This is a genomic window from Bacillota bacterium, assembly GCA_023511835.1.
Lineage (GTDB): Bacteria > Bacillota > Sulfobacillia > JAIMAT01 > JAIMAT01 > JAIMAT01.
The window spans coordinates 14,835-33,618 of the sequence record JAIMAT010000015.1 but is presented as its reverse complement, the minus strand read 5'-3'; the positions used below and the strand labels follow the sequence as shown (position 1 = coordinate 33,618).

The following is an 18,784-nucleotide window of genomic DNA, read 5'->3' as shown; positions in this document are numbered from 1 at the left end:
CGGCTCATGGCGTAGCCGAGGCCGGTGCCTCCGCCGGTCACCAGCGCCGCCTTCCCCTCGAACCGTCCCGCCACCCCTCTCGCCCCCCTCTACGCGAGCCTCGCCGGGCGCGCGAAGCAGAGCGTGTAGCGCAGCGGCCCGCCCCTCCTGGCCAGCGGCACCAGCCCCGCCTCGCGCCCCAGCCGCTCTACGCGGCGCGCGCCCAGGAAATCCGGGTCGGCGGCGTGCTCGGTGACGCAGAGCCGGCCGCCCGGGCGCAGCACCCGCCGCGCCTCGGCCAGGGCGCGGCGCCGGTCGGGGATCTCGCCCAGGACGGTGACCATGACCACGCGGTCGAAGCTGGCATCGGCGAAGGGAAGCGCCTGGGCGTCGCCCTGGACCAGCTCCACGTTCCGGATCCCCGTCTCCTCCAGCCGCCAGCGGATGCGCTCGAAGTGGTCGGGCTGGACGTCCAGCGCCACCAGGCGGCCCCCCGGCTCCACCGCCGCCGCCAGCGAGGGCGTCAGGAACCCCGTCCCCACCCCCACCTCCAGCACCTCCATGCCCGGCTCCAGCTCCAGCGCCGGCAGCACCTGCCGCGGGCCCAGCGTCAGCGCCCGCAACCGGCTCTCCAGGAAGAAGGGCTGGATCCGCGCCGGCATCGGCCCCGGACGCAGCCGCGCGCGCAGCCGCTGGGCCAGGTCGACGACCGCCAAGCCCAGCAGGGTCCAGGCCACCGCCCGCCCCAGCGCCCCGGCGACCCCGCCCTCGCCCCGGTCGGCTGCCGCCTGCGGCCCCTTCTCCGCCATGGCACCCACCCCCCGCGCGGGCCGCCCGCCCGCGCTCCAGGAAGCGTTTCCCGCGCCGCCGCCGCTCTCCTCCCGCCGGCTCCGGCGGCCGCCGGCACGGCTGCGCCGGCCTCTGCTACCATGCCCGCGGAGGTGCTCCCCCGTGCGCGTCCTGGTGGCTCCATGCTCCTTCAAGGGCAGCCTCAGCGCCCTCGAGGCGGCCGAGGCCATGGCCGAGGGCTGGCTCGGCGCCCGCCCCCGCGACGAGGTGATCCGCCTGCCCGTCGCCGACGGCGGCGAGGGCACGCTGGAGGTCCTCCTCCACGGCTCGGGCGGCCGCCTCCTCCGCAGCCGGGTGAGCGGCCCGCTGGGCGAGCCGGTGGAGGCGGAGTGGGGCCTCCTCCCCGACGGGACGGCGGTGGTGGAGCTGGCCCAGGCGGCCGGGCTGGGCCGGCTGCCGCCCGGCCGCCGCGACCCGCTCCGCGCCGGCACGCGCGGCGTGGGCGAGCTGGTCCGCGCGGCGCTGGATGCGGGCGCCCGCCGGCTCCTGGTCACGCTGGGCGGGAGCGCCACCAACGACGGCGGCGCCGGGCTGCTGCGGGCGCTGGGCGCGGAGCTGCTGGACGCGGCAGGAAGGCCGCTGGAGGAGGGAGGGGCCGCCCTGGCGCGCCTGGAGCGGCTCGACCTGACGCGCCTGGAGCCGCGCCTGGCCGGAGTCGAGCTGGCCGTCGCCTGCGACGTGACCAACCCGCTCCTGGGCCCGAGCGGCGCAAGCGCGGTCTACGGGCCGCAGAAGGGCGCCGGCCCCGCGGAGGTGGCCCGGCTCGAGCGCGCCCTGGAGCGCTGGGCCGAGCGGGTCGAGGCGGCCGTGGCGCCGCCCCCCTCGGGCCGCTGGCGCGACGCGCCCGGCGCCGGCGCGGCGGGAGGTGCCGGCTTCGCCCTGCTGGCGGTGCTGGGCGCGCGCTTCGAACCCGGCGCCCGGCTGGTGTTGGACCGGCTGGGTTTCGACGAGAGGCTGGCCGGCTCCGAGCTGGTGCTGACCGGCGAGGGACGCCTCGACGGCCAGACCGCCTTCGGCAAGGCGCCGGCGGAGGTGGCGCGCAGGGCCGCCCGCCGGGGCGTGCCCGCCGTCGCCCTGGCCGGCGGCCTCGGGCCCGGCGCCGAGGGGCTGCTGGAGCCGGAAGGCGGCCTGGCGGCGCTCCTGCCGGCCGTCGACGGGCCCGTCCCACTGGAGGAGGCCATGGCGGAGGCGGCCGTCCTGGTTCGCGCGGCCGCCGAGCGGGCCGCCCGCCTGGTCGGCGTCGGCCTCCGCCTGGCGGCTTCCGGCGGAGGTGGCGCCCCCCGCTAGGCGGCGCACCCGGCGGGCGGGGGGCCGCCCGGCGCGCGCCCCGTGCCCCCGCCCGCCCCTCCCCGGCGGCGGCCTCAGAAGCCGGGCACGCCGCTCATGGCCGGGTAGGCCTGGGCGGCGGGACGCATCAGCTCGCTCTGCACCGCGGGAACCTGGTACCAGTTGTGCGCGTGCAGGTATTGGAAGAGCTCGTAGGCCATGTCCGCGTGGTCCTTGCACATGCCCAGGAAGGCCTGCCGCACCTGCGGGGTCGCCGCCTCGAGGCCGGCCTGGAGCGTCTGCGAGGCGTGCCACTTGCAGTGCTCCAGCTGGTCGACGGCGATGCTCCGGTCCGAGGAGCGGTGATCGCGGAACTCGGAGGACTGGAAGGGCTGCATGCCCGCCTGGGGATTCCAGCCCTGCTGGCCGAAGCCGCCCCCGTACTGGCCCGTGTAGTTGAAGTCCGGCGCCTGGCCGGACACCTGGCCGTTCTGGGCCAGGAAGTTGCGCAGCGTGTTGTAGTGCTGCTGGTCGACGCGCAGGTGGCGCTCGAGGATGCCGCGCAGCTGCGGGTCCTGGACGGCGTTGGCGTCCACCAGCAGCCGGTCGATGGCGGCCGCGTGGCCGTTGAGGATCTCGTTCAGCCAGAGCGCCTCTTTCTGCGTGATGGGCATGTCACCACCCCTTCGCCTCGGAGGTGCGGGCGGCCGGGGCCGCCCGGGAAGCCTCCCCTAGGCTTGCCTCGGGCGGCCTCTCTCATGCGTCCGCGGCCCGGTCTTCACCGTATCCGCACCTTATAGAGGCGCAGCCAGGCGTCGGTCTGGAGCAGGTAGGCGAAGAGCTGGGCGCCGCCCATCAGCTGCGAGAACCAGGCGGGGTCGAAGTCGCGCGCGTCCTCCTCGACCAGCCGCCGCACCCGTTCCCGGTCGAGGAGCGGCACCAGCGGCGAGGCGGGGTCGTCCAGCAGGGCCCCCAGGCGCCGGCGCACCTGCTCCCGGAAGTCCGGATGGTGGCTCTTGGGGTAGGGGCTCTTCTTGCGGGCGATCACTTCCTCGGGCAGGAGGCCGCGCATGGCCAGGCGCAGGATACCCTTCTCGCGACCGCCCGCGCTCTTCAGCCGCCAGGGGATGTTCCAGACGTACTGGACGAGCCGGTGGTCGCAGAAGGGCACCCGCACCTCCAGCCCGACGCGCATGCTCATCCGGTCCATGCGGTCGAGGAGGATGGGCAGGAAGCGCGTGATGTTGATGTAGGAGAGGGCGCGCATGCGTGCCTCTTCCGGCTCCTCCCCCGGCAGCGCGGGCACCTCCGCCAGCGCCTCGCGGAAGCGCTCCGCCGCGTACTCCAGCGGCCGGATGCGGCGGCGTACGTCGGGCGCCAGCAGCTCCGCCCGCTCCTCGATCCTGCGTACCCAGGGCAGGCTCGGCCCGTCCAGCGCGTGCGGGTCGCGGAACCAGGGGTAGCCGCCGAAGACCTCGTCGGCCGCCTCGCCCACCAGCACCACCGTCACCCGACGCTTTACTTCGCGGCTGAGCAGGTAGAGCGAAGCGTCCACGTCGGCCATGCCGGGCAGGTCACGCGCCAGGAGGGCCGGCAGGAGCGCCTCGGCCAGCTCCCCCGGGTCCAGCGTCACGTCCCGGTGGTCGGTGGCGAACTCCCTCGCCACCCGGTGGGCCCAGGGGCCGTCCTCGTCGGGCTGGAAGGCGTTGGGCCGGAAGTAGCGGTCGTTGCCGGCGTACTCCACGCTGAAGGTGGCCAGCCGCCCGCGCCCCTGCCGGCGGAAGGCGTCGCTGGCGAAGGCGGTGACCGAGCTGGAGTCGAGCCCGCCGGAGAGGAGGACGCCCAGGGGGACGTCGGAAACCAGCTGGCGGGCTACGGCGTCGGCGAGGAGCTCGCGCACCGCGGCCGCCGTCTCTTCCGGCGTCCCGGTGTGCGGCCGGCTCTCCAAGCGCCAGTAGCGGCCGGCCTCCATCCCCCGGCGGGAGAAGCGGAGCCAGCGGCCCGGGAGGAGCTCCTCCACTCCGCGGAAGACGCCCTGCCCCGGTGTGCGCCCCGGCCCCATGACGAAGATCTCGGCCAGCCCCTGTTCGTCGATCTCTGCCTCCACGGCGGGGTGCGCCAGGATCGCCTTCACCTCGGAGCCGAAGAGGAGGCCCCGGCCGCGCCGGGCGTAGAAGAGCGGCTTGACGCCCAGGGGGTCGCGGGCCAGCAGGAGCTCCTCCCGCGCCTCGTCCCAGACGGCGAAGGCGAAGATGCCATTGAGGCGCTCCAGGCATCGCTCGCCCCACTCCATGAAGGCGGCCAACAGCACCTCGGTGTCCGAATGGCCGCGGAAGCGGTAGCCGCGCGCCTCCAGCGTCTCGCGCAGCTCGGCCGTGTTGTACAGCTCGCCGTTGTACGTCAGGACGCAGCGCCGGCCGCCCCGCTCGCGCACCATGGGCTGCTCGCCGCCCTCGGGGTCGACGACGATCAGCCTGCGGTGGGCCAGAGCCGCGTGGGGCGAGAGCCAGAGGCCGGCGTCGTCCGGTCCCCGGCAGTCCAGCGTCGCGCCCATGGCCTCGAGGACGTCCGCCTGCCGGCGGAGGTCCTCGTCCCAGTCCACCCAGCCCGCGATGCCGCACATGCCCGCTCACCCCGTGCCGGCCTATGCGCCGGCGCGAGCGGGCGGTGTCTGTCTGCTTCCTCGCGGCGCTCGCCGAGGGGCGCCGGGGGCAGGCGGCGGGGGAGGCTTATAATGGCCAGGGTTGTCAGCGCTCGGTTCGCTCGGGAGCGGTGCCTCGCATGCAGCTGCTCGACTTCAGTCTGGTCGCCTTCGCGGCATCGTTGGTCTTCGGCCTCCTGGGCTCGCTCCTCGGTCTCGGCGGCGGCGTCTTCATCGTCCCCATGCTCACCCTGGGGCTGGGCCTGGACATCCGCGACGCCATCGGGGCCAGCATCGTCACCGTCATCGCCACCTCGAGCGGAGCCGCAGCCACCTACGTGCGCGACCGGCTGACCAACATCCGCATCGGCATGTTCCTGGAGATGGCCACCACCACGGGCGCCATCAGCGGCGCCTTCCTGAGCGGCCTGGTACCGGCGCGTTACCTCTACATCATCTTCGCGCTCCTGATGGGCTGGTCGGCGGTCAACTCGCTGCAGCAGAGCGGCGGCCAGCTGCCGGACCCCCGCCAGGCGGGCCGGCTGGTCCGGCGCCTGCGCCTGGCGGGGAGCTACTACGACGCCGCCGCCGGCCGGCAGGTGGAGTACGCGGCCACACGCGTCCCGCAGGGCTTCGCCATGATGTATCTGGCGGGGCTCATCTCGGGCCTCCTCGGCATCGGCTCGGGGGCGCTGAAGGTGCTGGCGATGGATGGTCTGATGCGCTTGCCGCTCAAGGTCTCCTCCGCCACCAGCAACTTCATGATCGGCGTCACCGCCGCCGCCAGCGCCGCCATCTACTTCGCGCGCGGGGAGATCCGGCCCGAGACGACGGCACCCGTGGCGCTGGGTGTCCTCTTGGGCGCCTCCCTGGGCTCACTGCTGCTGGGGAGGATCCGCAACCGGACGCTCCGCCTGATCGGGATTCCCGTCCTGCTCTTTATCGGGGTCGAGATGCTGCTGCGCGGGCTGGGGGTGTAAAGGTTGTCCGAGGGAAAGGCAGAGCCGCCGCGGGCGGCCGGCGGCCCCGGCTCGCCGGCCCCCGCGGGGGCGGCAGGCGCGGCCGAGGCCGGCCCGCCCGGGGTCGATCTGGAGCTGATGATCAGCTGGATCCTGCGCGGCGGGGTGCTGCTCAGCGCCGCCATCATGCTGGGGGGCTTCCTTTTGCTTCTCGTCCATCCCCCGCGCGTGCCCTACGCGCGTCCCGGCGAGGTGGCCCAAGTCTTCGCCGAGGCGCGACGGGGCGACCCCCTGGCGCTCATCGACCTGGGCATTCTCGTCCTGGTGCTGACGCCCATCGCCCGGGTCCTGCTCTCGGTCTTCGTCTTTCTGCGCGAGCGCGACCTGACCTATACGCTGGTCACGCTCTTCGTCCTGGCCGTGCTGGTGGCCAGCTTCCTCCTGGGCAAGGCGGGCGGCTGACCCCCCGCCCGAAAACCCGCCGGGCCTGCCGGGCGCCGCGACGGGGCGTCAGGCGCCTTCCCCCGCCAGCGCCGCCCGGAGCCGCGCGCCCAGCTCGCGGTCGACGGGGTGGAGGCGCTTCCCCGCCCAGACGTTCAGCCCGTCGCCGGCGGTGCGGGGGATGACGTGGAGATGGAAGTGGAAGACGGTCTGCTGGGCGACCCGCCCGTTGGAGTTGAGCAGGTTGACGCCCCCGAGCCCCATCACCTGCCGCTGGGCCAGCGCCACCCGGCGGGCCAGCCGCGCCACCTCCTCCGCCTCCCCCTCCTCCAGCTCGAAGAGATCGCGGGCATGGCGGCGGCTGATGACCAGCGCGTGGCCCGGCGCCACCGGGTAGGCGTCGAGGATGACCAGGGCGCGCTCCCCCTCGACGAGACGAAAGGCGGGCGCCTGGCCCGCCACGATCCGGCAGAAGATGCAATCGGCCGCCTGCTCCATCGAGCGCTCACCCCCGCCGGTCCGGGGCCGGGCACCCGCTGCCGCGCGGCGCCCTGGGGCGCCTCACTCCTTCTCGAGGATGGCCAGGACGTCGGAGCGGCTCAGGATCAGGTGCGTCTCCCCGTCCAGCTTGATCTCGTTGCCCCCGTAACGGGCGAAGAGCACGTGGTCGCCGACCTTGAAGATCTTCTGCAGCTCCTCGTCGGTGCCCACGGCCAGGACTTCGCCCTCCTGGGGCTTCTCCCTGGCGGTGTCGGGCAGGTAGAGGCCCGAGGCGGTCTTCTCCTCTTCGTGGATGGGCCGGACGAGAAGGCGGTCGTCGACGGGCTTGATCTTCATGCGCTCAGCCTCCTTCGCTGGCGTCGGCTCCGGCGGGCGCGCGGCCGCCGGGCCGCGACGGGCCCGGCGGCGCGGCCGGCGACTATTCGTGGAGTCCCAGGGCTCGGACCAGGCGCGCGCGGTCGAAGCCGACGATGATCTGGCCGTTGACATCGATGACGGGAACGCCCATCTGGCCCGACTTGCGCACCACCTCGCGCGCCGCGGCGGGGTTCCGGGAGACGTCGATCTCGCGGTAGGGCACCTTCCGTTCCGCCAGGAAGCGCTTGGTGGCGCGGCAGTACGGGCAGCTGGGGGTGGTGTAGACGAGGACCGCCACCCGCATCCCTCCTGCGCGGCGAGTTCCGCAGCCGAGCCGGTGCTCGTCGCTGCGGCGTCCGCCCGCCAGTATACCCACCCGGGTACCGCGCGCCAAGGGGGGCGCGGGGCCTCCCGCGGCACCCGGCAAGCCGGCCGCTAGGCCGCCCGGTCGCCGCGGCGCGCCCGGCTGTAGTGGATGGCCCAGACCAGCATGCCGATGAAGAGGATGTCCAGCGCGTACTCGGCCATGCCCTGGCGGAAGGCGAGGTCGCTCACCCGGCCGGGCAGGCTCTCCACGGTCAGCACCAGGATCCGCCGTACGCTGGCGATCAGCGCCACGACCAGGAGCGGCTCGAAGTCCAGCACGTGGGTGCGGATGAAGACGACCACCGTGTGCAGGAGCTCGAGCAGCATCATCACGACGAGGAGCGGGTCGAGCACCCGCGCCACCAGCTCCGGGCCGGGTCCGCGCAGAAAGAGGCGGACGGCGCCGACCAGCGTCACTGTGGCCAGCGCCACCAGGAGCGCCGCCACCAGCATGTAGAGGGCGTCCTCGACCCAGTCCATGAGCCGCACCCATCCGCTCCGCCCGCCGGAGCCGCCCATCCCGCCCCCCGCCTTTCCCCTCCGCGTTCCGCCGTAAACCCTCCCCGCCGCGCCCGGCGGAGAGCGCCTAGCCCTCCCGCGCCCGGCCGGCGTCGCCTCCCACCGCCGCGCGCTCCGGCTGCCGGGCCCGCTCCAGCACCCGCTCCACCAGCGAGGCCAGCGACTCCTGCTCGCCCGGGTCGAGCGGCTCCAGCAGGTCGGCCAGGGAGCGGAGGAGACGCTCGCGCCAGCCCTGCAGCCGGGCCAGTCCGGCGGGTGTCAGCTCCACCTTGACCACCCGCTCGTCGCTGGACTGGCGCCGGCGCACCACCAGACCCGCCCGCTCCAGCCGCTTGCAGGCGATGGTCGCCGTGCTGGCCGTCACGCCCAGCTCCGCCGCCAGATCGCCGATGGAGGTGGGGCCGCCCTCCTCCAGCCGGCGGAGCAGCCAGTACTGTTCGGGCGTCATCTCGCCGCGCCGGGCGGGGTGCGCCCGGCGGCGCAGGAGCCGCCAGAGGTCGATGAGCGCCTGGGCGAGCCGCTCGCTGGCCGTCCCCCGCCCCCTCCCTTCCGTTACCGATTGTAACCGACCGCTCGACGGCCCGCCGCGGCCGGCAGGCGATGGCGAAGGCGGTCGCATCGCGCCGCTTGCGCATCGCCTGCGAGGGATATATTTTGATACTCGTCTAAACAACATGTGCATGGGGGGCCGGTTCATGTCCGTCACGCGCACCCAGGTCTGGAAGGTGGACCCCGTCCACACCACCGTGGAGTTCTCCGTGCGCCACATGATGATCGCCACCGTCCGCGGGCAGTTCAACGAGGTGGCCGGCGAGCTGCGGGGCGATCCGGCCGACCTGGCCGCCTGCGAGATCGAGGGCGTGGTCCAGGCGGCCTCCGTCGACACGCGCGAGGGCGACCGCGACAACCACCTGCGCTCGGCCGACTTCTTCGACGCCGAACACCACCCGGAGATCCGCTTCCGGAGCCGCCGCATCACGCCCCGCGGCGGCGACCGGTACGACGTGGAAGGCGACCTGACCATACGCGGCGTCACCCGGCCCGTCACCCTGGAGCTCACCTTCGAGGGGCAGATCCGCGACCCGTATGGCCACCAGCGGGCCGGCTTCACCCTCGAGGGGAAGATCAACCGCAAGGAGTGGGGGCTCAACTGGAACAGCCTCCTGGAGGCGGGCGGCGTCATGGTGGGCGACGAGGTCCGCCTCACCGTCCATGTGGAGGCCGTCCTCCAGGAGCAGGCGTAAGCGCCCGACCGCGGCCGCCCTCGTTCGGGGCGGCCGCTTCTCCCCCTCGCGCCCCCGACCCTGCGCGCCGCCCTTCCCTTTCGTCTCCGGTAGCCTATGATAGTGACGAGAACCAGGAAGGGAGGGTAGTCCATGAGGCGGATCCGGGTGACCGTCGTCGGACTCATGCCGGAATTCTTCAACATGTGCGCCGCCTGCCAGGGCATGGACTGGCTTCGCGTGGCCAGCCTCCACTACCCGCAGGAGCAGCTCCGCGAGTATCCGCCCGAGGTGGTGGAGGAGCAGGAGCGCGCCGTCGAGGTGCTCAACGCCCTGGTGAGCGAGTTCGGTCCCGCCGTGGAGCCGGTCACCGTCGACGCCTACTCGCCCCAGGGCCTCTGGCTCTCCCTCCGCCACCGCCTCGGAAGGGGTCCTGCCGTGATCGTGGGCGGACGCCGCGTGGTCCGGCAGCTGACGCCGGAGGCCGCCTGCGCGGCGGTGCGGGAGGAGCTGCGCGTATCGGCCTGACCGGCCCGCCCTGGCGCCTTTTCCGTCGCCCTCGACATCCGCCTCGCCACTTCAGGTCATCCGATCGACACGTCGGGAAGGATTTCGGTCTTCGCCGGTCGAACCGTCCTTTCACCGCACCGCCGCCCGCCGGCGGTGACTCTTGCAGAAGAGGAGGGGGAAGCGTGACGACGCCGTTCTGGTTCGTCGTGGCGGCCCTGGTCTTCTACGGGATCGCCTACCTGGGGTACGGCCGATGGTACGACCGCAACGTCTGGAAGCCGGACCCGAAGCGGACCACGCCCGCCCACATGTACATGGACGGCGTGGAGTTCTTCCCGGCGAGCCGGTACGTGCTCTGGGGCTACCAGTTCAAGAGCGTGGCCGCCCTGGGCCCGATCCTGGGCCCCTTCATCGCCCTGCAGTACGGCTGGCTGCCCGCCCTGGTCTGGATCATCCTGGGCAACTTCTTCATCGGCTGGCTCCAGGACTACGGGGCCATCATGGTCTCCGTGCGGAACAACGGCCGCTCCTTCGGGCCGATCTCGTACGAGTTCACCGGGGCCAGCGGGCGAAGCACCCTGCTGGGCTTCATCCTCTTTTACCTGCAGATGATCTCCGCCACCTTCGTCTTCTTCATCGCCCAGTTCTGGAACACGCTTCCCGGCACCTTCGCCGCCACCATCGGCGTCATCATCACCGCCGTCATCGTCGGCCAGCTCATGTACAAGGTGCGGCTCAACGTCGGACTGACGACGCTGATCGGTCTTTTGCTCGTGGTCCTCTCCATCGTCGCCGGCGTCTACCTGCACACCCCCGCCGACCCCTTCGGCCCGTGGTCGACGCCCTTCTGGGCGGCGCTGGTGGGCGTCTTCCTCTTCGTCGCCTCGGTGCTGCCGCTGCCGACGCTCATCCAGCCGATGAACTTCATCAGCTTCTTCCCCACCTTCATCGCCGTCGCCCTGATCATCATCGGCGGCCTGCTCTCGCCGGTCTTCCACGTCTCGCTGCAGCAGCCGGCCTGGAAGGGCTTCTGGTCGCCCAACACCGGTCCGCTCTGGCCGATGATGTTCCTGGCCATCGCCTGCGGCGCCATCTCCGGCTGGCATAGCCTGGTCGGCAGCTCTACCACCTCCAAGCAGCTGGACCTGGAGAGCGACGCGCATCCGGTGGGCGCCGGCGCCATGCTCTCCGAGGGCCTGGTGGCGCTGGCCTCGCTGGCCGCCTACATGGTGCTGGCCCCCGGCGAGATCACCAAGAACACCACCGCCTGGGTGGCGGGGGCCATCCGCCTGACCGAAGGCTTCCTCGGCGGGCAGGGGGCGGTGGCCTTCCTGAGCACCTTCTTCGGCGTCTCGCTGGTGCTCTACGCCATCACCGTCCAGTCGCTGGTCACCCGCTTCTGGCGCTTGATCTCCGCCGAGGTGGCGGGCCAGGGGCGCTTCGCCATCCTGGGCCAGAAGCACGTGGCCACCTTCGTCGGCATCCTGATCGCCTGGCTCTTCGCCGTCTCGGGTTCCTGGAACAACCTCTGGCTCTACTTCGGCGGCTCCAACCAGCTGCTCGCCGGCCTGGCGCTGATGCTGATCTCCATCCATCTCGCCCGCACCCGGAGCCAGAGCGGCTGGACCTTCTGGCCGGCCATGTTCATGATCGTGACCACGCTGCTCGGGCTGGTCTACCAGACCTACATCTTCGCCAAGGCGGTCTACACCGGAAAGACGCTGGTCCAGCCGCCGCTGGGCACCATCCCCTGGGCGGCGCACACGCTGGACGCCGTCTTCACGCTGGTGGGCGTGATGCTGATCATCCTCGGCTTCCGCATGGCGTCGATGACGCTTCGCTCCTACACGGCCTCCCGCGCCCAACCCGTGGGTGCGGTGGGCCAGTCGGCGACGCCGGCGCGCTGAGAAGAAGGTCGCGGCGGGCCGGGCTCCGCCCGGCCCGGGCGCAGTCGCGGGCGGCAACGCAAGAGAGGGTACCGGCGCCCGGGCAGGGCCGGCGGCTCCTGCCCGGGCACACGCTATCTCGGCGAGGTGAGTACGGATGTTCTGGCGCCGCAGCAAGAAGACGGAGCAGGAGGCCCCCTCGGCGGAGTCCGGCGGCGAGAAGCAGGGGCTCGGCAACGTCATGAAGGACGTCCTCTACGGCATGGCCTCGCACGGCAACGTGACCGCGGCGCTGCGCACGCGCATGTACATGGAGCACCTCTTCATGTTCATCACGCTGGGGGACATGCTGGGCATACCGGTCCTGCCGCCTTACTACTCCCTGCGCATCCTGCCCTACGCCGTCCCGAACATCGAGTCCTGGAAGCAGCGGGTCTTCCGCGAGCGCGACTTCACCGACGCGCTCTACTAGGTGCCATCTCCGGGGACTTCCCGGAGGCGATTCTTCGGAGGTGACAGCGACTTGAAGCCGGCCGGTCTCAGGGCCTACTTCGACGCACATCCCGAGATCCGGGTAGCGATCTTCGCAGGCAAGGGCGGGCTGGGGAAGACCACGTCCAGCTCCTCGCTCGCCTATTACATGGCCACCGAGAAGAAGCGGAAGACGCTCCTGTTCAGCACCGACCCGCAGGCCTCGCTCTCGGACATCTTCGAGCAGAACTTCTTCGGCAGGGGCGTCATCGAGGTGATCCCCAACCTCTACGTCGTCGAGATCGACGCCGACCGGCGGGTGGCGGAGTACCAGGCCAGCGTCAAGCAGAAGATCCGCGAGATGTACGGTCTGGAGGAGCTGCCGCGCGAGATCGAGGAGTACATCGACTCCTCCTCCGCGGAGCCGTCGATGTACGAGTCGGCCACCTATGACGCCATGGCCGAGCTGGTGGCGGCCGGCGAGTACGACATGTACATCTTCGACATGCCGCCCTTCGGGCACGGCGTGCGCATGGTGGCCATGGCCGAGATCCTCTCCAAGTGGGTGGAGAAGATCACCGAGGCGCGCAGCCAGGTGGCCGAGTACGAGCAGGTGGCCGCCTCCCTGAAGGGCGAGCGCGCCCAGGAGGACGCCATGATGGCGGAGCTGGTGGACATCCGGCGGCGCATCACCACCTTCACCGACCTGATCACCAACCAGACGAGCACCGGCTTCTTCATGGTGCTGATCCCGGAGCAGATGGCCATCCTGGACACCGACCGCGCCCTCTCCATGTTCTCGGAACTGGGCATCCAGCTCAGCGGCTTGATCGTCAACCAGGTCTACCCGCCCGAGCTGATCGAGCAGCCCAACCTGAGCGAATTCCTCCGCAACCGGCTGGAGGGGCAGCGCCCCTACCTGCAGGAGATCGCGCGCAAGTTCGGCGACCACGTCCTCTCCGTGGTCCCCATGTACACGCGCGAGCCCAAGGGGCTGGAGATGATCGCCCAGGCGAGCGCCGACCTCATGGACTGCAAGGTGGCCATCTAGGGCCCGGCGAGCCTCTCGCGGCGCGCCTCCATCCAGGAAGGGAGGACCGTTCCCGACCATGCAGACTCTCGGCCAGTTCCTCGAGGAGCACCCGGACCTCCGCTTCGTCTTCACCGGAGGCAAGGGCGGGGTGGGCAAGACGGTCAGTGCGGCCGTGCTCGCCTACCACTTCGCGCGCCAGGGGAAGCGGACGCTCCTGGCCTCGCTCAACCCCGTCCACTCGCTCTCCAGCCTCTTCGGCCAGGATCTCTCCGGCGGCCAGGTGAAGCCGGTCCAGGGGGTCGACGGCCTCTTCGCCATCGAGGTGAACACCGAGGATGCGGTGCAGCGCTACCGCGAGAGCGTCAGCGCGCGCATCCGCGAGTTCCTCCGCTATGCCGACATCCCGGTCGACGCGCGGCCCTTCATCGATATCGCCATGACCAACCCGGCCTTCGAGGAGTCGGCCATGTTCGACAAGATGACGGACATGATGCTGATGCAGTCGGGCGAGTACGACCGCATCGTCTTCGACACCGCCGCCGTCGCCAACGCCGTCCGGCTGATCGGGCTCTCCAAGATCTACGGCCTCTGGCTGGGCCGCCTCATCGAGAGCCGGAAGGAGGCGCTCTCGCTCCGCGTCCAGCTCTCCTTCCGCAAGGAGAAGGTCCTGGAGGAAGTGCAGCGGGACCCCATGATGGCCGACCTGATCGCCATGAGCGAGCGCTTCGAGAAGGTGAAGGGGCTGCTGGTCGACCCGGCCGTCACCGCCTTCTTCTTCGTCACGCTGCCGCTCTCTCTGCCCATCTCGGTGGTCAAGCGCTTCATCGAGATGGTGCGCGCCTACGACATCCCCGTGGGCGGCGTGGTGGTCAACGAGGTGATCACCCGCGAGTCGCTGGGCGAGACGCCGGACGAATACCTGCGCAACAAGTTCGCCGAGCAGGGCGGCTACCTGAACACCATCCAGGCCGACCTGGGCCCGCTGGTACGCGCCTACCTGCCCCTCTACCCGCGCGAGGTGGTGGGGCTGAAGGCCGTGGAACAGGTGGCCGAGGACATGTTCCGCCCCAGCCAGGACCTGGCCGCCGAGCTGCCGGCCTGAGCGGGGCCCCCGCCGGTCGCGGGCGGAGCGGGGAGGCGGCGACGTGGGCGAGCATCTGATCGCGGCCAACAACCTGATCCTGGGAACGGTCAACTTCCTCGTGCTCCCGCTGCCCGAGGGCTGGGAGCTGCTCGATCCGGGCGCCTCGCCGGAGGTGGACGCGCGCGTCCTTCTGGATGGCGTCTCGTGGACGCGCGAGGGCCAAGCCGCCTACCTGCTCCGGCTCGGCGACGGCCGCCTGGCCCGCCTCGACCTCCGCGTTGCGGCGGCGCTGCCCCCGCCGCCGCGCCTCTCCCCGGCGCGGGGCCGGCTCGAGGTGACGGTCAACGACCACCCCGGCCGCCTGGAGTGGGGCGAGGCCCGCCCGCTGCTGGGCCGCCTGGGCCGCGGCCGTCCGCTGGTGACGGTCGGCTTCTCCTGCCCCCTCACCGGCCGGGGAGTCCGGCTCAACCTCTGGGGAGGGCTGGAGGCGGCGGAGCGGGAGCGCCTGGCGACGGCCCTGGCAGGCCTCGCCTGCCACTGACCGCGGCCGGCGGACGCCTCTCCTAGGCACCGCCGGCCAAGGGGCCGCGGAGCATGCGGAAGGTCGCCTCCACCACCGGCTCGGGCCGCCCGCGAAGCGGTACGGCCAGGTGCAGGTGGGGATGCTCCCGCCGCAGCGCCAGCACCGAGCCCGCGGGCAGGCCGGGCAGCCCCTCCGGTCCCTCCAGGACGGCCTCGCGTCCCGGGCGGCGCTGCAGGTCGGCCTCGATCACCAGCCTGTCCCCACCGCCCCGCCACCGGTTCCAGAGAAGGGCCAGCGGCGCCTCGCGCCCGGCCAGCAGCGCCAGGATGGAGACGGCCCGGAAGGGCGCCGCCACCTCCTGCAGGTCGATGCGGAAGGCCGACCCGCCGTGCCAGCGGATGCTGGCGGAGCCGGCCAGCTCGCGCAGGTGCGGACGAAGGGCGGCCAGGAGGCGGTCCGCCCGCCGCCGGTTGGCGTAGGCGCCCGCCACCCACCAGACGGCCAGCAACCCGGCCAGGACGTAGACCAGCGTGTTGAGCGGCGACACGTTCTCCCTCCCGCTGCCGTCCGGCGGGCCGAGGCCGCCCCCGGCGCGGGGCGGCCCACCGGCCGCCGGTCAGTCGATGTGGGGCAGCTCCTCCACCACGTCGAACTCCTGCGACAGGCGCTCGCGCCAGCCCGGCAGTCCCTCCAGGGCGTAGGGGAGCAGGCGCAGGGCGACGGAGGCGTTCATCAGCGGCACGCCCAGGAACTCGCCGAAGAGCATCAGCCGGATGAGGTCGTCCAGCTTCCTGGCCTGCTCCACCGTCTCGCGGTAGCTGTCGTAGTAGAAGAGGCCCCAGAGGAACTGGCGCAACTTCCCCGTCCATCCTAGGTGCCCGCGGTCCGCCCGCGGTCCCCCGCCCGCCGCCTCCGCACGCAAGGCTTCCACCTCCCGGGCGCCGCCCTAGACGGGCGTTCCGAAGAGCCGCTCCTGCCAGCCGCGGAAGTAGTGCCAGCTGGCGTAGTTGAGGATGCGCCGGGCGCGGCGGAAGTCGGAGGCCAGGCTCTCCAGCACTTGGCGCCAGCCGGAGAGGCCGGCCCCTGCCTGGTCGGCGGCCAGCCCGTAGTAGCGGCGGCCCTCCTCCTCCAGCCAGTCCAGCGGCGCTGGCGAGAGCGCCGCCACGTGCTCGGCGAAGACCCCGCTCAGGAAGAGGGCCAGGTCCCCCACCCGCCGGTAGACCAGGAAGCGGTCGCGCGCGTCCACCACCTGGGCCAGCTCGCGCATGCGGCGAAGATCGAGCTCGCTGACGCGCATCCGCCGCGGCCCGCGCGCCGTCCGCACCCAGACGCGCCCGCTGCCGGCCCGGGTGAAGGAGGCCAGCAGGAGCGCCAGGTAGTCGCGCCGCTGCCGGTCCGCCAGGAAGCGGACCAGCTCCGGCGTATCGAAGAGCGGCACGCGCAGCCGCGGCCCGGCCAGCTCGCTCGCGTAGCTGGTGCTGGCAAGGTCGCGCAACGCCCGGCGGAGAAAGACCTGGAACAGAAGGAAGGGCGTCACCCTGGCCAGCCACTCCTCGCCGCGCGACAGCTCGGCGAAGAGGCGCGGGTCGTCCAGCGCGGCCTCCACCTCCTCCGGCTCCCGGCGCAGCCGCTCCACGGCCCCCGCCTCTCCCTCCCCTTCCCGGCCGGTCACCCGGGCCAGAAACCGGAGATCGCCCTCGCTCAGGTGCTCCAACAGGAGTGGCGATGCGGTCACGCTCGCATCCCCCGCCTCCACGATAAGAGGTTAGAAGCAGTCTAGCGCACTCTTTCCCCTCCGTCGAAGCGCCAGAAGCCGCCACTCCAGATCATGTGCGCCACGTAGACGACGCTTTCCGTCGTCCCTTCCAGCGTGGCCGTCCCGCTCAGGCGGACGTCGACCCGCCGGCCCTTGCCCGTCCCCGTCCCGCCCCCCCGCACCTCGCCCGCCTGGAGCGTGTAGCCGCGGTAGCTGCCCAGGCCCTCCGCCCAGGCCGCCGTGTCGACGGCTGCGGCGCTCCCGTAGCGGGCGCGCAGCGAGGGCCCCATCAGCCGCCACATGGCCTCGCGGTCGGGGATGGCCGCGATCCAGAGGTCCAGCGCGTCCTCCGGCGCCAGCCCCGCCACCAGGCGCGAGCCGGCGGGCGGCAGGAGCCGCCGGAAGAGGAAGCCCTCCCCGGTGTAGGGCCGCTCCTCCCCGCCCACTCTGCGGCCTTCGACCAGCAGCTCCACGCCCTTCACGCCCTCCACGGAGGCAGCTGTCAGCGCGATCTGGTCGAGCAGCGAGGCCACCGCCAGCGTGCCGCCGCTCTCTTCCAGCTCGCGCGAGAAGTCGAGCACGGCCACCGGCCGCTCCACCCTTGCCCCCAACAGGCGTACTCCGGGTGGCAGCGCGCTCGCCAGCCCTGCCGCGCGCTCCTCCGGCGTCGGCCCGGCCAGGAGCGCCTCCACCGCCGCGCGCAGGTGCGGAAGGGCCTCCCCTCTCGGCAGGCCCGCCGGCCACGGCCGGCGCACGGGAACCGGCTCCGGCCGGCCTCCGCCTCCCCCCCGCAGGAAGTAGACGACCAGGGCGGGCTCGCCCGCCGGCTGCCCACCCGGCCGCAGTGCAGCCGGCGCGGCCGGCGCGGTGGGGCGCACGCCTGCGGGGGCGCCGGCGCCGCCCCCGCAGGCGGCGGCCGCGAACAGGAGCGCGAGAAGCGCCGCCCCTACCCTTCCGGCCATCGCCATCCCCTCCCGCCTCCTTGGACGCCACCCGGGGGAGCGGGTTCCCGGCCACGGGCCGGACCGGGTCCCCGCCGCCCCGCGGCCGCGGCGGCCGGTGTGCTTGTGGTACGATGACGGACGGTCGCCGGCTGTCGAAAGCGGTCCTCCCGGTCCCCTGCGGAGGTGTGCGCCCGACGGAAGATCGCCCGGGACGGGGGTTGCGGGGCGCCTTCTCCGCCCTGCGCCACCGGAACTTCCAGCTCTTCTTCGCCGGACAGCTGATCTCGCTGGTCGGCACGTGGATGGACAACGTCGGCCAGGGCTGGCTCGTCCTGCAGCTGACCGATTCGGCCTGGGTGTTGGGCGTCGTCTCGGCGCTCCAGTTCCTGCCCTTCCTCATCTTCTCGCTGGTGGCGGGAGCGCTGGTCGACCGGCTCCCCAAGCGCGGGCTGCTGGTGGTCACCCAGACGCTCCTCGCCCTCATCGCCCTGACGCTGGGCCTGCTGGTGCTCTCGGGGCACGTGCGCGTCTGGCACGTGCTGCTGCTGGCCTTCCTCATCGGGACCGTGCAGAGCTTCGACAACCCGGCCCGGCAGGCGTTCATCGTCGAGATGGTGGGACGCGAGGACCTGATGAACGCCATCTCGCTCAACTCCTCCGCCTTCAACGGGGCGCGCCTGGTGGGGCCGGCCGCGGCGGGCCTGGTCATCGCGCGGGTGGGCGTGGGCTGGGCCTTCGTCCTGAACGCGGCCAGCTTCCTCCCGGTCATCGCCGGTCTGCTCCTGATGCGCCTGGAGCGCCGGCCGGCGGAGACGGTACACGCCTCGCTGCTGCGGGAGGTGGCGGGCGGGCTGGAGTACGTACGCCGCACCCCGCTGGTGCTGGTGACCACCCTCCTGGTCGGTGTCGTCAGCACCTTCGGCCTCAACTTCAACGTCCTCATGCCGGCGTACGTCCGCTTCACCCTGCGCGCCGGGCCGGAGCGGCTGGGCTACCTGATGTCGGCGCTGGGGGCGGGCGCGCTGGCCGGCGCCCTGGTCCTGGCCCTGCTCTCGCGCCACGGGCCGCGGCGGGAGATCCTGCTGGGCGGGGGACTGGCCTTCAGCCTCGGCGTCACCGTGCTGGGCACGCTCCGCCACTTCCTCGCCGCCATGCTCCTCCTGCCCGCCGTCGGCTTCGCCATGATCCTCTACATCGCCACCTCCAACAGCACCGTCCAGGTGACCGTGCCCAACCAGCTGCGCGGCCGCGTCATGAGCCTCTACGTCATGCTCCTCAACGGCGTCGCGCCCCTGGGCTCGCTCCTGGTGGGCTGGCTGGCGCAGCGCTGGGGAGCCGGGGCCGGCTTCCTGGTCGGCGGTGCCGTCAGCCTGGCGGCCATCCTGGCCGCGCTCGCCCTGCGCCGGCAGTGGGATCCCGCGGCGGCGCCGGCAGCGGCGCTCTCCTCGCGCGACGCGCGCGGAGGGGTGGTGTGAG

Annotated in this window: 23 protein-coding genes; 11 read left to right on the top strand and 12 right to left on the bottom strand. The window is 72.6% G+C overall.

Annotation, left to right across the window (positions count from 1 at the left end; all coding sequences use genetic code 11):
• Nucleotides 1-89: 89 nt before the first annotated feature.
• On the bottom strand, nt 90-788 hold the full coding sequence (locus tag K6U79_04415; GenBank protein MCL6521601.1) for a methyltransferase domain-containing protein: 699 nt from the start codon (nt 786-788) through the stop codon (nt 90-92).
• A 142-nt stretch (nt 789-930) separates the two neighbouring features.
• Between K6U79_04415 and K6U79_04410 the strand changes: the two genes are divergently transcribed.
• Nucleotides 931-2,115: a glycerate kinase gene (locus tag K6U79_04410; protein MCL6521600.1), complete on the top strand. Its 1,185-nt coding sequence runs from the start codon at nt 931-933 to the stop codon at nt 2,113-2,115.
• A 74-nt stretch (nt 2,116-2,189) separates the two neighbouring features.
• On the opposite strand, the gene K6U79_04405 is transcribed toward K6U79_04410, so the two are convergent.
• The gene (locus tag K6U79_04405; protein MCL6521599.1) at nt 2,190-2,768 is read right to left on the bottom strand and encodes a spore coat protein; all 579 of its coding nucleotides are present in this window, start codon (nt 2,766-2,768) and stop codon (nt 2,190-2,192) included.
• A 104-nt stretch (nt 2,769-2,872) separates the two neighbouring features.
• On the bottom strand, nt 2,873-4,717 hold the full coding sequence (gene asnB, locus K6U79_04400) for an asparagine synthase (glutamine-hydrolyzing) (protein ID MCL6521598.1): 1,845 nt from the start codon (nt 4,715-4,717) through the stop codon (nt 2,873-2,875).
• 158 nt (nt 4,718-4,875) lie between these two features.
• Here asnB and K6U79_04395 point away from each other — a divergent pair, with 158 nt between their 5' ends.
• Together K6U79_04395 and K6U79_04390 are read left to right on the top strand one after the other, a co-directional pair.
• The gene (locus K6U79_04395; protein MCL6521597.1) at nt 4,876-5,715 is read left to right on the top strand and encodes a sulfite exporter TauE/SafE family protein; all 840 of its coding nucleotides are present in this window, start codon (nt 4,876-4,878) and stop codon (nt 5,713-5,715) included.
• Between the two features lie 3 nt (nt 5,716-5,718).
• Nucleotides 5,719-6,156: a DUF1634 domain-containing protein gene (locus K6U79_04390; protein MCL6521596.1), complete on the top strand. Its 438-nt coding sequence runs from the start codon at nt 5,719-5,721 to the stop codon at nt 6,154-6,156.
• Nucleotides 6,157-6,204: 48 nt separating this feature from the next.
• Here the strand turns inward: K6U79_04390 and K6U79_04385 are convergent, their stop codons facing one another.
• The 5 genes from K6U79_04385 to K6U79_04365 all read right to left on the bottom strand — a co-directional run bounded on the left by K6U79_04385 (nt 6,205) and on the right by K6U79_04365 (nt 8,497).
• Nucleotides 6,205-6,633 carry an HIT domain-containing protein gene (locus K6U79_04385; GenBank protein MCL6521595.1) on the bottom strand — a complete coding sequence of 143 codons (429 nt, stop codon included), beginning with the start codon at nt 6,631-6,633 and terminating at the stop codon, nt 6,205-6,207.
• 63 nt (nt 6,634-6,696) lie between these two features.
• Nucleotides 6,697-6,972 (bottom strand): co-chaperone GroES, encoded by a 276-nt coding sequence (locus tag K6U79_04380; GenBank protein ID MCL6521594.1) that lies wholly within the window; start codon nt 6,970-6,972, stop codon nt 6,697-6,699.
• A gap of 82 nt (nt 6,973-7,054) precedes the next feature.
• Complete coding sequence (locus tag K6U79_04375) at nt 7,055-7,297, bottom strand: glutathione S-transferase N-terminal domain-containing protein (GenBank protein ID MCL6521593.1); 243 nt, start codon at nt 7,295-7,297, stop codon at nt 7,055-7,057.
• A 131-nt stretch (nt 7,298-7,428) separates the two neighbouring features.
• Nucleotides 7,429-7,878: a phosphate-starvation-inducible PsiE family protein gene (locus tag K6U79_04370; protein ID MCL6521592.1), complete on the bottom strand. Its 450-nt coding sequence runs from the start codon at nt 7,876-7,878 to the stop codon at nt 7,429-7,431.
• Nucleotides 7,879-7,945: 67 nt separating this feature from the next.
• A complete protein-coding gene (locus tag K6U79_04365) occupies nt 7,946-8,497 on the bottom strand; it encodes a MarR family transcriptional regulator (GenBank protein MCL6521591.1) in 552 nt (183 codons plus the stop codon).
• Between the two features lie 76 nt (nt 8,498-8,573).
• On the opposite strand from K6U79_04365, the gene K6U79_04360 reads away from it, so the two are divergent.
• From K6U79_04360 to K6U79_04330, 7 genes are all read left to right on the top strand, one after another.
• Nucleotides 8,574-9,122 carry a YceI family protein gene (locus K6U79_04360; GenBank protein ID MCL6521590.1) on the top strand — a complete coding sequence of 183 codons (549 nt, stop codon included), beginning with the start codon at nt 8,574-8,576 and terminating at the stop codon, nt 9,120-9,122.
• Between the two features lie 132 nt (nt 9,123-9,254).
• Nucleotides 9,255-9,629, top strand: a complete 375-nt coding sequence (locus K6U79_04355) for a hypothetical protein (GenBank protein ID MCL6521589.1) — start codon at nt 9,255-9,257, stop codon at nt 9,627-9,629.
• Nucleotides 9,630-9,793: 164 nt separating this feature from the next.
• Nucleotides 9,794-11,518 carry a carbon starvation protein A gene (locus K6U79_04350; protein MCL6521588.1) on the top strand — a complete coding sequence of 575 codons (1,725 nt, stop codon included), beginning with the start codon at nt 9,794-9,796 and terminating at the stop codon, nt 11,516-11,518.
• A 220-nt stretch (nt 11,519-11,738) separates the two neighbouring features.
• Nucleotides 11,739-11,969 (top strand): hypothetical protein, encoded by a 231-nt coding sequence (locus K6U79_04345; protein ID MCL6521587.1) that lies wholly within the window; start codon nt 11,739-11,741, stop codon nt 11,967-11,969.
• 51 nt (nt 11,970-12,020) lie between these two features.
• Nucleotides 12,021-13,019, top strand: coding sequence for an arsenical pump-driving ATPase GET3 (locus K6U79_04340; protein MCL6521586.1), 999 nt, complete (start codon nt 12,021-12,023; stop codon nt 13,017-13,019).
• Nucleotides 13,020-13,077: 58 nt separating this feature from the next.
• Entirely contained in the window at nt 13,078-14,103 is a 1,026-nt protein-coding gene (locus K6U79_04335) for an ArsA family ATPase (GenBank protein MCL6521585.1), read from the top strand.
• Between the two features lie 43 nt (nt 14,104-14,146).
• Nucleotides 14,147-14,626, top strand: coding sequence for a hypothetical protein (locus K6U79_04330; GenBank protein MCL6521584.1), 480 nt, complete (start codon nt 14,147-14,149; stop codon nt 14,624-14,626).
• 22 nt (nt 14,627-14,648) lie between these two features.
• Here the strand turns inward: K6U79_04330 and K6U79_04325 are convergent, their stop codons facing one another.
• The 4 genes from K6U79_04325 to K6U79_04310 form a co-directional block, all read right to left on the bottom strand.
• Nucleotides 14,649-15,155 (bottom strand): hypothetical protein, encoded by a 507-nt coding sequence (locus tag K6U79_04325; GenBank protein MCL6521583.1) that lies wholly within the window; start codon nt 15,153-15,155, stop codon nt 14,649-14,651.
• Between the two features lie 69 nt (nt 15,156-15,224).
• On the bottom strand, nt 15,225-15,464 hold the full coding sequence (locus K6U79_04320; protein ID MCL6521582.1) for a hypothetical protein: 240 nt from the start codon (nt 15,462-15,464) through the stop codon (nt 15,225-15,227).
• A gap of 90 nt (nt 15,465-15,554) precedes the next feature.
• Nucleotides 15,555-16,343 (bottom strand): hypothetical protein, encoded by a 789-nt coding sequence (locus tag K6U79_04315; GenBank protein MCL6521581.1) that lies wholly within the window; start codon nt 16,341-16,343, stop codon nt 15,555-15,557.
• 41 nt (nt 16,344-16,384) lie between these two features.
• Nucleotides 16,385-17,326, bottom strand: coding sequence for a GerMN domain-containing protein (locus K6U79_04310; GenBank protein ID MCL6521580.1), 942 nt, complete (start codon nt 17,324-17,326; stop codon nt 16,385-16,387).
• A gap of 113 nt (nt 17,327-17,439) precedes the next feature.
• Here K6U79_04310 and K6U79_04305 point away from each other — a divergent pair, with 113 nt between their 5' ends.
• On the top strand, nt 17,440-18,783 hold the full coding sequence (locus K6U79_04305; protein MCL6521579.1) for an MFS transporter: 1,344 nt from the start codon (nt 17,440-17,442) through the stop codon (nt 18,781-18,783).
• Nucleotide 18,784 lies beyond the last annotated feature (1 nt).